The following is a 12,453-nucleotide window of genomic DNA, read 5'->3' as shown; positions in this document are numbered from 1 at the left end:
GATGAATATCAAAAATCATCAATTTAACAAATATTACACATTGACATCGCTGTCAATGTGATTTACCTAATTTTTATACAAATGGAAACTTGATTCCTGCCATTTGTACTGCAAAATAAGGAAATATTATTAATAAAAAGAACAAACTACCGTCATGAAAATTGAGCAATTAGAAGCACAACATTTTTCCCAAGTAATTCAGTTAGGAAATTTGGTACACGGCGAAAATTATCTAGACAAAGACAAACTGAAAAAATTTTATAAGATGGGTCTCAAAAGCGGACTGAACGCCTCTTTTGTTGCAGTGAATGAAGAGGCGCAAGTGATAGGCTTCAGGCTCACTTACAGCGCAGGCCAATGGCCAATTGACAAATGGTGTACCCCCGAAAAGTGGCCTGTTAATCGTGCTGAGATGGCTTATTTCAAATGCATTGCAATACATCCAGACGCACAGGGAAGTGGAATTGGCCCAAAGCTTTTGAGCGCTTCGATACGTATATTAAAACAGCAAGGTGCGAAGGCTGGAATAGCGCACCTGTGGAAACAAAGCCCAGGAAATGGAGCCGTGAAATACTTTTCTAAGGCAGGAGGCGTGTTAGTTAAGCTTCACGAAGACAGGTGGCTAGAAAACTGTATAAATGAAGGTTATGAGTGCCCTATATGTGGCAATGATTGTCACTGCCAAGCCGCTGAAATGGTATTAACGCTGTCATGAGTATTTACGATCCGCTATACGCACCCAACTGCCAAGGCGAGGCATTTGCACCGAGTTATTGGGCCACTACAGCGCAACTGGGCATGCCAACACCTCCCCCACAAAAAGATCAAACCTATGATGTTATTGTCATTGGCGGAGGCTTTACAGGTTTATTGAGCGCTTTTTATCTCGCGACACAGTTCAACAAAAAGGTGTGTGTTGTAGAAGCAAACCAAGTAGGTTTTGGGGCCAGTGCTAGAAACGCAGGCTTCGCTTTACCATCTTCCGGCCGTTTGGGCGTCCTACAAATGAGCAAAAAGTGGGGAGAAGGCACCGCGCAACAAGTTTATCAAGAATATAATAACGCAGTAACACGCGTTCATGAGTTGATTGAAAGCAATCAAATTGATTGTGACCGTCAGTCAAATGGCTATTTAAAAATTGCACATTCAGAAAATGCACTCGCAATGCTCAAAAATGGGTTTGAGTACAGCCGTAAAGTAATGAAAGATACCAGCCTCTCTTTGATTTCAAAAGATGAATTGCGCGAAACATACATTGATATGCCGGACAGTTTTGGGGCAGTCAAAACAGAACATGGATTTGGACTGAACCCGCTTAAATTACTGCTCGCTTATAAAAAGTTAGTACAGCAAGCTGGTGTCGATCTTTTCGAGCAAAGCTTAGCACAGCAGCTCAGTAAACACGGCTCGGTCTATCAACTTAAAGTCAATGAGACACAATTAACGGCAAGTAAAATTATCATCGCTGGTAATGCCTATAATAGTAAACAAACAGACCCCGTTGTTGATAATCGCTATTTACCAATCTTAAGCAGCATATTAGTTACTCGCCCGTTGACTCAAAGCGAACTACAAACAACAGGCCTAAAAACTCACCAAGTCATGATGGACACTCGCACGCTAAAATACTACTACCGATTATTACCTGATAACCGCCTGCTATTTGGCGGACGAGGTGCTGTGTTTGGTAAAGACCAAGATAAAGCAAAGTATCGGATGCATTTAATAGCAGCTTTAAACAAGAGCTTTCCAGGATTATCGCAAACAACATGTGAGCACCATTGGCATGGGTACATTGCCGCTGCCTTAGACGATCATCCACACATATTTTGTGAAAACAATATCGCTTACGCGATTGGTTACTGTGGCTCTGGCGTTGCCTATAGTGCACAAGCAGCCTATCGGTTAGCGCAAATGGTTTGTGACCAGGCTGTGCCTGATTTACCTATCTATCAAAGACCTGCACCAAAGTTTCCTTTTGCGACATTGAGTAGGTTAGGTCAATTCGGATTTTATAATTTGGCTATTTTGAAAGATCAGCTTAACTAAACCCAAAGCGAACAAAAAATACACAAAAGGTACATTAATCTTCAACATTGCTCACGTTAAATGGACTTGAAACAACTACTAACTAAGGAAAAGAAATGAACAAAATGATTGTTTTGGGTCTACTAGCTGGCCTATCGAGCGTTGCTTCTGCACAAACAATAAATCTTGAAAATGTAGACAATGGCTCAGTTGCTTTTGAAAAGGCTGAAGTAACTATCGCTGCTAACCAAGGAGTGTTTGCTTCTGGTGTTGTTACTTATTACAGCCCGCGTGTATGGGTTAATGGTCGTTTACAAAGCTTCTTCGTTGGTCCAACTAACGGTAACCAGTTTTGTGAAGAACGTGGCCACAATCAAGAAGTAAGTGGTAGCACTATTAAATGTGGTGAAGATGAGTCATCTTACGCTAACTACGACTGGTACGGAAAGTCTTGGGTTTATAAAAGCACTGGCAGCAAGAATCAGTGCTACCAACTATATGCAACTATTAAGTGCCAGTAATATACCAGCACTTACTTTAAGCCCACCCACTTAGTGGGCTTTTTTTACAACAACACTTAAGCGTAGGATGTTCGTTAAAAGCGACTGTTTAATAAAGTCTAAATCGCTGACTCTGTTTTTTTGATCAACCCAAATAGCTCATCTTTTAGATGTACACGCTCCATCTTTTTAGTATCTAGATACTCGTCTGTTGTATTTTCAACACCATCTTCAATACGGCGTACTTCCTTATCTAGCTCATTGTACTTATTAAACAACTTAGCAAAGTGTGTGTCATTCATTTTTAGGTGACGAATGGTGTGATGATGGTCTGGGAATTCATGTAATAAGTCGTGCTTTTCAATGCTCATTGGCAGGTCCTTATGAGTTATTTATTGGTCTACTCTCATTATTATCAATGAACAAAAATCATCCTTGATCTACATCAGTTATACACCACACCTAGTAAGCTCTTTACTGTAATATTGATTTACTCTATAAAAAGTCAAATTACGATGTGAATTGTCTATTGTCACAGTCCATACTTATTTGATTTGCAAAATAATCGGCGAATGAGGCCATCATTAAACTACTGCAAAAGCAGCTACTCACTACCACGGAATTTTGCTGCCATCGTAACTGATAAAGCTGCCACTCTCATTATCTGTTAGATTATCGATTACGCTCTTCAGCCCTATTGCTGATTCTTGGGCCGTAATCAGTGCATTGGGTCCGCCCATTTCAGTTTTAACCCAACCGGGATGTAACGCAACAGTTTTGATACCGTCTGCGTGCAAATCATTAGACAAGCTTTTGACAACAGAATTCAAGGCTGCTTTTGAGCTGCGATAAATGTAACCGCCTCCCTTGGTATTTTCTGTGTGACTGCCAACTCTTGAAGAAAGCGCTGCAAATATTTTCTTTTCGCCCAGTTGCAAATTACGATAAAACGCTTCAGCTAACTTTGCGGGCGCAATCGCATTGACTTCCATAACCTCTCTCCATGCTTCGACATCACAGTTGCCAAAGCCATAACCCTTTGGCCCGTATAGACCCGCATTATTGATGATTACGTCGATGGGAACATCAGCCAATGTCCGAGCAAGCGCATTCACTTGTTGATAATTAACAACATCCAACTCGTATATCGCCAGACTACCGCTTGCTTCTTGTTCACTCAGCTTTATTAGCGCCTCAGCACTTGAGGGATCCCTCACTGTAGCCAACACCTGCCAGCCATTTGCCAAATATAACTCTGTTAACGCAAGCCCAATACCTCTATTCGCTCCTGTGACAATTACACGTGCCATACAGCCCTCTATTCTGTTTACTCATATCGCTCTTATAATGCATTTTGAATAAGGCAGAAATTCTATTCAAGTTAACGAAGAAATAAAATCGCACAACAAAGTTTAATAATGGTATCAGAAACCTAAGAGGCGGCTTCTAACCAGCTTTTAGCCGCGTTATTTCTAGAAAAATAACGCGTTTGTCCGCCAAGTATCCACCCACCAATCGTAGACGTAATGCGATGCAACCGACTATTGCCAATTACTGCAGTTTTTGTAAATTGTTCACTATATTGGAATGCAATTCTCATATCATTGAGTGCTTCTCCCATCTCCCACCCAGTCAACTCAGTGATGTCAATAAGTGCATAAACGGCATGGCGCTGATTTCTAGCAATAGCGTGATCCACCACTGGCAATATAACCAGATAGTCTTTATGTGTCAGTTTACCGACCGCTTTAAAACTCAGTAATAAACCCGACTCTCTCACTTCAGTCGTGACCGAAATTCCGTGGAATTCATTCATTGCAATAACCGTTCACCCAAGTAAATTTTTAGTAAACAAAACGCATTATTTTAAAATAGTTCAAAATGACTAATCGCGCACATTTATTCAAATCGTCTATGCTTAAACTTAGGTATTTGTCAGCGATAACAACTAATTTATGCTTTAAAAATAGGAAAAGCCTTTGAAAATACTAATAATATTGATATTCAGTCTGTGCTCTTCACTTTGCTTTGCTAACACCGACAAAACGTGGTTCAATCAAGCTGTGTATACCAAGTTTGAGGATGCAGATGTCCAATCTTGGCAAGTAAGCAGTCATTACTACTTCGCCCCTCAAGCTTACTTTGGGGTCTGGGATGATTTCGGCTATTTGGACACAGACAGTAATATTTTGCTGACATACAACAATGATGAGGATGTATACACAGGCGTTGAAGGAGAAGCTTTTTTCGGCAATTGGTTTATCCCTCTAGGCATAGCAGATCTAGGTAGTACTGATGACGATTATTCAATCGGTGTAGGTCACCTATTTTACGATAGCTTTAAAGCAAGTGTCAGACATCAACGCTTGAAGAATGGCGAAGACATTACATGGGTTCAAGGTCAACTCAATATCGATTTAAACAATGATGCGTATGTTGGTATCACAGCAAACAGTGATGATTCCTTAGATGATTGGACTGTCGAGGTACGATATTTCAGGGGTTTAGGCGGGGAAAAGTTCTTTACTTTAGATTTGTCTCATCACAATCAAACGACTAAAAACCACAATGATTTCTTGGCCAATTATTACTTTAATCAACACTTTGCACTGGGTGTTGGCAGTCATGCATCCCACCTTCTAATTGAGGGTAAATATTTTGTGAATCATAGTTTTTTTGTTAAGGCTCGCTATCAAGAACAAAGCGATGATGAACAATCTTTAGAAATGTCCATGCAGGCACAGTTCTAAACTAACTAGAGTCACAATACCTTCAAGTCCCAGCATCGGTGATTTTCGCTAGACACTGATAGTTTATCGCATTAATCGTGACGTTATCCAAAGGAGTTACTTGCTCTGATAGCCACTTTTCAAAATCTGTAAAGCGTTCAAGTTCATACATTTTACCAATTACTTCTCGAGAGTTGAGTGACAGTGCATCGTATAAATAAAGCTCCGCTTGCCACTCTTGTTCAGATGTAGCTGCTCTCTCGCCTCGTTTTATTAAATATGCACGCTGAAAAGAGCGTTTAATTTGCACTAAACCCAGTGCGCCCGTATCACTGGGCTGTGGGAGTTTAAAATTTGTTTGCTTCCATTCAGGCTTTGGAAAAATAACTGAAAAGTCAGGGCTATCAGGTTGAACATATTTAAATACAATGGCTTGGTTTGCCGTTAAAACGGCATCGTAAGGGCTAAAAGCAAAGGCTATGTTTAAGCTACAATCACCTTCATGTAAGGATAAGTCACGATATACCTGAATGTCTGTTGTTAGTTTCACAACATGCTCTGCCCAGTCTCCATCAGGAATGATTAGCTCAGCGCAGAAACACGTATCATCACCTCTATTTAGTGCCTGCGCACGCTCTCTATCTAAACAAAAAAACTCTCCAATAAGTAAGTCTCCCTTAGATTGCTTCGACTGAGGCGTTAACCAAGTTTTTAAGCTAACCTGTTCAGGTATGAGTACCCCATCAGACCGTAAGTACTGAACTAAGTGCTTAAAAATAAAAACTTGTGGTTCGCGCTTTAACAGCGCAGTCATAGTTTCAGAAATAATAATGTCGAATTGCTGCTCGCGATTTGGTCGCCACTGTGTTGCGTCACCATGGACCAATTCAATTTGGTAGCTCTCTAGGCCAAAATGCGCTATCAACGCCTCAACAGCTGTGATATTTTCTTGATGGATATCCAGTAAAGTAATTTCCACATTAAGCTGCTCTGTGCTAGCAGCCAATAGTGGTAAGAGTAAAGTGGCGTAGGGACCTGTGCCAGCATAGAGTATTCTGACCGGTTTTATCTCAACTTTTAATTTGTCTGCAATGGCGTTTGCCACGCCTTGAGCAAACATCTGAGTGCGTATTGTTTCTTCAAAGCACTTTGCAGCCTGTACGGGGGAAATGGCCACACCACATGCCGTTTGTGTCTTCGGCGAGTCATTCATATCCGTATCAGTAAACACTTGCGTAACCTCACCTAGATACGTCACCATTGCCTTGATTTCAGACTTGCTAATGGCCCCCTTTTGACAGTGCAATAGTTTGTTTACCGTCTCAACAAATTGTGCTTTGGTTTGGCACATAGTATCCCTACAAGTTTGTCTTATATTAATTCTGAGGATAGAGTGACAAAGAATAAAAGTAAAACCAGTAAACTCGCAAAAAATACTCTTAAATACTTAAGTTGCTTATTTGTTTTTACCACTCGATGAAGCAGTCCACCTAAATATAACCACAACGTATCAACGAAGACTGCGACTACAAATAGCGTGGACGCTGCAACAACACTAGCCTGAGCAGCAGACTCCATCGGAATATTCGTATTGGCAAAAATCGCGATGCATGCTGCATATGCCTTAGGATTTAATAAATTGAGAATAAATCCATCTTTAAACCCTAAAGGCTGACTGTTAAGCTCTGCCAGTCCACCTTCGTTGGTCGCGATTTTGTAGGCAACGTAAAATAAATAGATAAGCGCGCCTATCTGTAAAGCTTTGGTCAACTGGGGAAAGCTTAACAGTAACGCGCCCAGCCCCGTAGCAGACGCAATAATTGCGACCAAAAGCCCCGTCAGAATACCAAATAAAAATGGTCGGCCTGCACGTACTCCCACGCTTGCCCCAACCGCAGCCAGTGCTAATGGTGCAGGGCCGGGAGAGCCAAGCAAAAAAAATGTTGTGAGTGCCAAAGACAGTAATGCTTCATGCATAATACATCTCCAAAAGTTCCTTACGAAATTGCAAATTTATTGGTGCGTGATGAGTGTGGATGTTTTAAGGGGACACAGAGTTGTGCCCCCAAGCAATAATTGTTTAGGCTGATTACAAAATATCGGGAATGCGCACGGTACCTTCCATTAAAACACGTGCACTGCGGCTCATAATCGCTTTTTTCGCAAGCCAGCGCTCTCCTTGTAATTGCGCTTCAGCACCGACTTTCAAAGTACCTGAAGGGTGGCCAAATGTGATTTGTGTTCTATTACCACCGCCTGCAGCTTGGTTGACCAATGTGCCGGGAATCGCACCTGCGGTAGCAATTGCTACCGCCGCCGTCCCCATCATCGCATGGTGTAATTTACCCATTGAAAGCGCACGTACACACAAGTCGATGTCTTGCTCATCAATGGCTTTCCCACTCGATGCCAAATACTGCTGAGGTCCACTAACAAAAGCAATTTTTGGTGTATGTTGTCGTACTTTCGCCTCTTCCAGTGTTGAGATCAGCCCCATTTTTAAGGCACCATGAGCGCGTATAGTTTCCATGCGCGCCAATAGTTGCGCATCACCATTAATAGCTTCTTGTAATTCAGTACCTTTAAAGCCAAGATCTTGTGCTCTGAAAAATAAGGTTGGGATCCCTGCGTTAATCATGGTGACATCAAAGTTCCCAATATCTGGTACTTCAAGTGTGTCAACAAGGTTTCCACTAGGAAACATGTCAGCATTTGCATCAGCTGGGTCTAAAAATTCTACAACGACTTCAGCAGCAGGAAAGGTCACACCATCTAGCTCAAAATCACCTGTTTCTTGCACTTCACCATTTGTAATGGGGATATGCGCAACGATAGTTTTTCCGATATTTGCTTGCCAAATGCGGACTACGGCAATGCCATTTTGAGGGATCCGCTCGTCTGAAACTAATCCATTGCTGATTGCGAACGCCCCAACCGCAGCGGTTAGATTGCCGCAATTACCACTCCAATCGATAAAAGGTTTATCGATTGCGACCTGGCCAAACAAATAATCAACATCATGATCGGGTTTCGAGCTTTTCGATAAAATAACCGTTTTGCTAGTACTAGACGTCGCACCGCCCATACCATCTGTTTGCTTAGCATAAGGATCAGGGCTGCCGATCACTCTAAGTAGTATTTGATCTCTAATTTCACCCGGCTCTTGGGCAGCTTGCGGTAAGTCATCCAGCTTGAAGAAGACCCCTTTTGAGGTACCTCCGCGCATATATGTCGCGGGTATTTTGATTTGTGGTTTAAAGCTCATTGTGTTTCCTAACGAAAAGCCCAAGCATTGCTTGGGCTTTAATTGATGACAGTGTTACGCGTTTGCTTCTAAGAAGTCTTTCGCGAATCGTTGCAATACGCCACCAGCTTCATAAATTGACACTTCTTCAGCCGTGTCTAATCTACATGTTACTGGCACTTCAACAACCTCACCGTTTTGTCGGTTTATCACAAGCGTTAGCGTGGTACCCGGCGTACGCTCTCCTTTTACATCGTACGTTTCTGTACCATCTAAGCCTAAGGTGAGACGAGTCGTTCCACCTTTAAATTCTAACGGCAATACACCCATACCAATTAAGTTGGTTCTATGGATACGCTCGAAGCCTTCAGCGACGATAACTTCAACACCAGCAAGGCGCACGCCTTTTGCAGCCCAGTCTCTTGATGAACCTTGGCCATAATCTGCACCAGCAACGATGATCAGCGGCTGTTTACGCTCCATATAGGTTTCAATAGCTTCCCACATGCGAGTAACTTTACCTTCAGGTTCAACACGAGCAAGCGAGCCTTGCGTCACAACGCCATCTTCTTTGACCATTTCATTGAGCAATTTAGGGTTTGCGAATGTCGCACGCTGCGCTGTTAAATGATCACCACGGTGGGTCGCATAAGAGTTGAAATCCTCTTCCGGTAATCCCATTTTCGCCAAGTACTCACCCGCCGCGCTACTAGCTAAGATGGCGTTAGATGGAGACAAATGGTCCGTTGTGATGTTATCGCCTAGAATTGCCAATGGACGCATTCCTTTCATGGTGCGCTCACCCGCAAGTGCACCTTCCCAGTATGGCGGACGACGGATGTACGTACTCATTTCTCGCCAGTTATACAGAGGGTCATTGTCCTCACCATAGTCGACACTTAAGTCAAACATTGGATCATATACCTCTCTGAACTGCTCCGGTTTAACACTTTGTGCAATAACTGAGTCTATTTCTTCATCGCTTGGCCATACGTCTTTAAGGGTAACAGGGTTGCCGTTTTGATCATGTCCCAAGACATCTTTTTCGATATCAAAACGCACAGAACCCGCAATCGCGTAAGCCACCACCAAAGGAGGTGAAGCCAAAAATGCTTGCTTGGCATATGGATGAATTCGTCCGTCGAAGTTTCGGTTACCAGATAAAACCGCAGTTGCATATAAATCTCTGTCGACCACTTCTTGCTGAATTTTTGGATCGAGTGCACCACTCATGCCATTACAGGTAGTACACGCAAATGCGACGATGCCAAAGCCCAATGCCTCCAATTCAGGTAATAACTGTGCTTCGGTCATATAAGAACGCACAGCTTTTGAGCCGGGAGCGAATGACGTTTTAACCCAAGGCTTACGTTTTAAACCTAGTTTGTTTGCATTGCGTGCCAACAAGCCAGCCGCAACAACGTTGCGAGGGTTACTGGTATTTGTACAACTGGTAATGGCAGCAATAATAACTGCGCCATCTGGCATTTGGTCTTCTGTTTTTTCATAGTCAGCAACAATCCCCTGCTTTGCAAGGTCTTGTGTCGCCACTCTGCGGTGTGGATTTGATGGCCCAGCGAGATTTCGACCTACACTCGATAGATCAAACTTCAGTACGCGCTCATACTTCGCTTGTGTCATGGAGTCAGACCATAAGCCTGTTAGCTTGGCATACTGCTCTACAAGCTGGACTTGCTCATCGTCACGACCTGTAAGTTTCAGATAGTCAATCGTCTTTTGATCGATATAGAACATTGCAGCTGTAGCGCCATACTCAGGTGTCATATTTGAAATTGTTGCACGGTCGCCAAGAGTTAAGTCATCAGCACCTTCACCAAAGAACTCTAAATAGCTCGAAACCACTTTTTCGTTACGCAAAAACTCGGTGATCGCCAATACGATATCTGTCGCGGTGATCCCCGGTTGGCGTTTACCTACTAGCTCAACACCCACGATATCTGGCAAACGCATGTATGACGCACGTCCGAGCATCACACTTTCGGCTTCTAAACCACCCACACCGATAGCGATGACACCCAATGCATCTACATGTGGCGTGTGGCTGTCTGTGCCAACCAAAGTATCAGGGAATGCAACACCATCACGCGCTTGAATAACAGGAGACATTTTCTCTAAGTTAATTTGGTGCAAAATGCCGTTACCAGGTGGAATCACATCAACATTTTTAAAAGCAGTTTTGGTCCAATTGATAAAATGGAAACGATCGTCATTTCTGCGGTCTTCAATCGCTCTGTTTTTCTCAAAAGCATTTTCTTCGTAACCCGCATGTTCCACCGCTAAACTATGATCCACTATTAACTGCGTTGGTACAACCGGATTTACTTTGGCTGGATCTCCACCTTTCTCGGCAATGGCATCACGTAACCCTGCTAAATCAACCAATGCAGTTTGGCCAAGAATATCATGGCAAACCACACGCGCAGGAAACCAGGGGAAATCTAAGTCGCGACGACGTTCAATAATTTGAGTTAAATAATCATTTAGTTTTTCCGGCTCGGCTTTACGAACCAGGTTTTCTGCCAGCACTTTTGAGGTATAAGGTAAACCCTCATATGCGCCAGGCTTTATTGCTTCGATGGCTTCTCGCGTATCGTAGTAGCAAAGAGTTGAGTCAGGTAATCGTTTACGGTAGTGGGTGTTCATAACTGCTTATTCCAACTGAGGTGTGACGGTATGTATCCGCTTGAATCAGACAACGCTTCAAGCATGCAAAGGCCCAACATGTGGGCCTATCTCCTGCTTATCTTTCTGAAATAGCAGGTACTGGACGTAACTCTTCGCCTGTGTATTCGGCAGAAGGGCGAATAATACGGTTATCTGCACGTTGCTCCATGACATGTGCAGCCCATCCCGTCAGTCGTGACATCACGAAGATTGGTGTAAATAATTTAGTTGGAATACCCATGAAGTTATAAGCAGAAGCGTGGAAGAAATCCGCGTTACAGAAAAGCTTTTTCTCGCGCCACATCACTTCTTCACAACGCACTGAAACAGGGTAAAGTACTGTATCACCTACATCTGCTGCCAGCTTTTCAGACCATAGTTTAATGATCTCGTTGCGCGGATCTGATTCTGAGTAAATCGCATGACCAAAGCCCATAATTTTTTCCTTGCGCTCTAACATGCCCATCATTTCTTGTTCAGCATGATCAGCAGACTCAAATCGCTCAATCATTTCCATTGCAGCTTCGTTTGCACCGCCATGTAACGGGCCGCGCAGAGAACCAATTGCGCCAGTCACACAAGAGTGCATGTCAGACAGTGTTGATGCACACACGCGTGCTGTGAACGTTGATGCATTAAATTCATGTTCTGCATATAAAATAAGTGAAACATGCATAACACGCTCGTGAAGTTCTGAAGGCTTCTCGCCGCGCAATAAATGTAAGAAGTGTGCACCGATTGAATCGTCATCTGTTTCAACGTCAACACGCACGCCATCATGACTGTATCTGTACCAATAACAAATAATACTAGGGAAACAAGCTAACATACGGTCTGTCACTTTAGCTTGCTCGTCAAAGCTCGCTTCACCTTCAAGGTTACCCAGCATTGAACAACCTGTACGTAATACATCCATAGGATGAGCTTCAGCAGGAATACGTTCAAGCACATCTTTAAGTGCTAAAGGCAAACCTCTCATAGACTTAAGCAACGCTTTGTATTCATCTAGCTCTGCTTGATTTGGTAATTTACCCTTTAAAATCAAGTATGCCACTTCTTCAAATTGGCAGTTTTCTGCCAAGTCTTTTACATCATATCCACGATAAGTTAAGCCTGAACCTGACTTTCCAACTGTTGAAAGTGCGGTTTTCCCTGCAACTTGACCACGTAAGCCAGCGCCACTTAGTACTTTAGCCATGATATTCTCCTGAAATTTTTACCTGCTGAATTTATAAAGTTTAGTATGAGGCAAGCAGTTTAGGGCTTG

Annotated in this window: 12 protein-coding genes; 4 read left to right on the top strand and 8 right to left on the bottom strand. The window is 42.9% G+C overall.

Annotated features, from left to right (window positions below; all coding sequences use genetic code 11):
• The first annotated feature begins 154 nt into the window (after window positions 1-154).
• From N480_RS11775 to N480_RS11765, 3 genes are all read left to right on the top strand, one after another.
• Window positions 155-715, top strand: coding sequence for a GNAT family N-acetyltransferase (locus N480_RS11775; RefSeq protein WP_063372700.1), 561 nt, complete (start codon window positions 155-157; stop codon window positions 713-715).
• A complete protein-coding gene (locus N480_RS11770; RefSeq protein WP_063372699.1) occupies window positions 712-2,049 on the top strand; it encodes an NAD(P)/FAD-dependent oxidoreductase in 1,338 nt (445 codons plus the stop codon). Before N480_RS11775 ends, N480_RS11770 begins: the two co-directional genes overlap by 4 nt.
• A gap of 95 nt (window positions 2,050-2,144) precedes the next feature.
• Window positions 2,145-2,549 (top strand): hypothetical protein, encoded by a 405-nt coding sequence (locus tag N480_RS11765; protein WP_141685345.1) that lies wholly within the window; start codon window positions 2,145-2,147, stop codon window positions 2,547-2,549.
• Between the two features lie 98 nt (window positions 2,550-2,647).
• On the opposite strand, the gene N480_RS11760 is transcribed toward N480_RS11765, so the two are convergent.
• The 3 genes from N480_RS11760 to N480_RS11750 form a co-directional block, all read right to left on the bottom strand.
• Window positions 2,648-2,899 (bottom strand): YdcH family protein, encoded by a 252-nt coding sequence (locus tag N480_RS11760; RefSeq protein WP_063372698.1) that lies wholly within the window; start codon window positions 2,897-2,899, stop codon window positions 2,648-2,650.
• 240 nt (window positions 2,900-3,139) lie between these two features.
• Window positions 3,140-3,838, bottom strand: a complete 699-nt coding sequence (locus tag N480_RS11755; protein WP_063372697.1) for an SDR family oxidoreductase — start codon at window positions 3,836-3,838, stop codon at window positions 3,140-3,142.
• A 122-nt stretch (window positions 3,839-3,960) separates the two neighbouring features.
• Window positions 3,961-4,344, bottom strand: a complete 384-nt coding sequence (locus N480_RS11750; protein WP_063372696.1) for an STAS/SEC14 domain-containing protein — start codon at window positions 4,342-4,344, stop codon at window positions 3,961-3,963.
• Window positions 4,345-4,507: 163 nt separating this feature from the next.
• Here N480_RS11750 and N480_RS11745 point away from each other — a divergent pair, with 163 nt between their 5' ends.
• Entirely contained in the window at window positions 4,508-5,278 is a 771-nt protein-coding gene (locus N480_RS11745; protein WP_063372695.1) for a putative porin, read from the top strand.
• Between the two features lie 22 nt (window positions 5,279-5,300).
• On the opposite strand, the gene N480_RS11740 is transcribed toward N480_RS11745, so the two are convergent.
• The 5 genes from N480_RS11740 to prpC form a co-directional block, all read right to left on the bottom strand.
• The gene (locus N480_RS11740) at window positions 5,301-6,608 is read right to left on the bottom strand and encodes a methyltransferase domain-containing protein (protein WP_063372694.1); all 1,308 of its coding nucleotides are present in this window, start codon (window positions 6,606-6,608) and stop codon (window positions 5,301-5,303) included.
• 20 nt (window positions 6,609-6,628) lie between these two features.
• Entirely contained in the window at window positions 6,629-7,234 is a 606-nt protein-coding gene (locus N480_RS11735) for a LysE family translocator (RefSeq protein ID WP_063372693.1), read from the bottom strand.
• Window positions 7,235-7,346: 112 nt separating this feature from the next.
• Window positions 7,347-8,522, bottom strand: coding sequence for a 2-methylaconitate cis-trans isomerase PrpF (gene prpF, locus N480_RS11730; protein WP_063372692.1), 1,176 nt, complete (start codon window positions 8,520-8,522; stop codon window positions 7,347-7,349).
• Between the two features lie 54 nt (window positions 8,523-8,576).
• Window positions 8,577-11,165 (bottom strand): Fe/S-dependent 2-methylisocitrate dehydratase AcnD, encoded by a 2,589-nt coding sequence (acnD, locus tag N480_RS11725; protein WP_063372691.1) that lies wholly within the window; start codon window positions 11,163-11,165, stop codon window positions 8,577-8,579.
• 97 nt (window positions 11,166-11,262) lie between these two features.
• Complete coding sequence (prpC, locus tag N480_RS11720) at window positions 11,263-12,384, bottom strand: bifunctional 2-methylcitrate synthase/citrate synthase (RefSeq protein ID WP_063372690.1); 1,122 nt, start codon at window positions 12,382-12,384, stop codon at window positions 11,263-11,265.
• Window positions 12,385-12,453: the final 69 nt, after the last annotated feature.

It is taken from the genome of Pseudoalteromonas luteoviolacea S2607 (assembly GCF_001625575.1).
GTDB lineage: Bacteria > Pseudomonadota > Gammaproteobacteria > Enterobacterales > Alteromonadaceae > Pseudoalteromonas > Pseudoalteromonas luteoviolacea_E.
The sequence above is the reverse complement of the archived record's forward strand: the minus strand, read 5'-3'. Positions and strand labels throughout refer to the sequence as shown.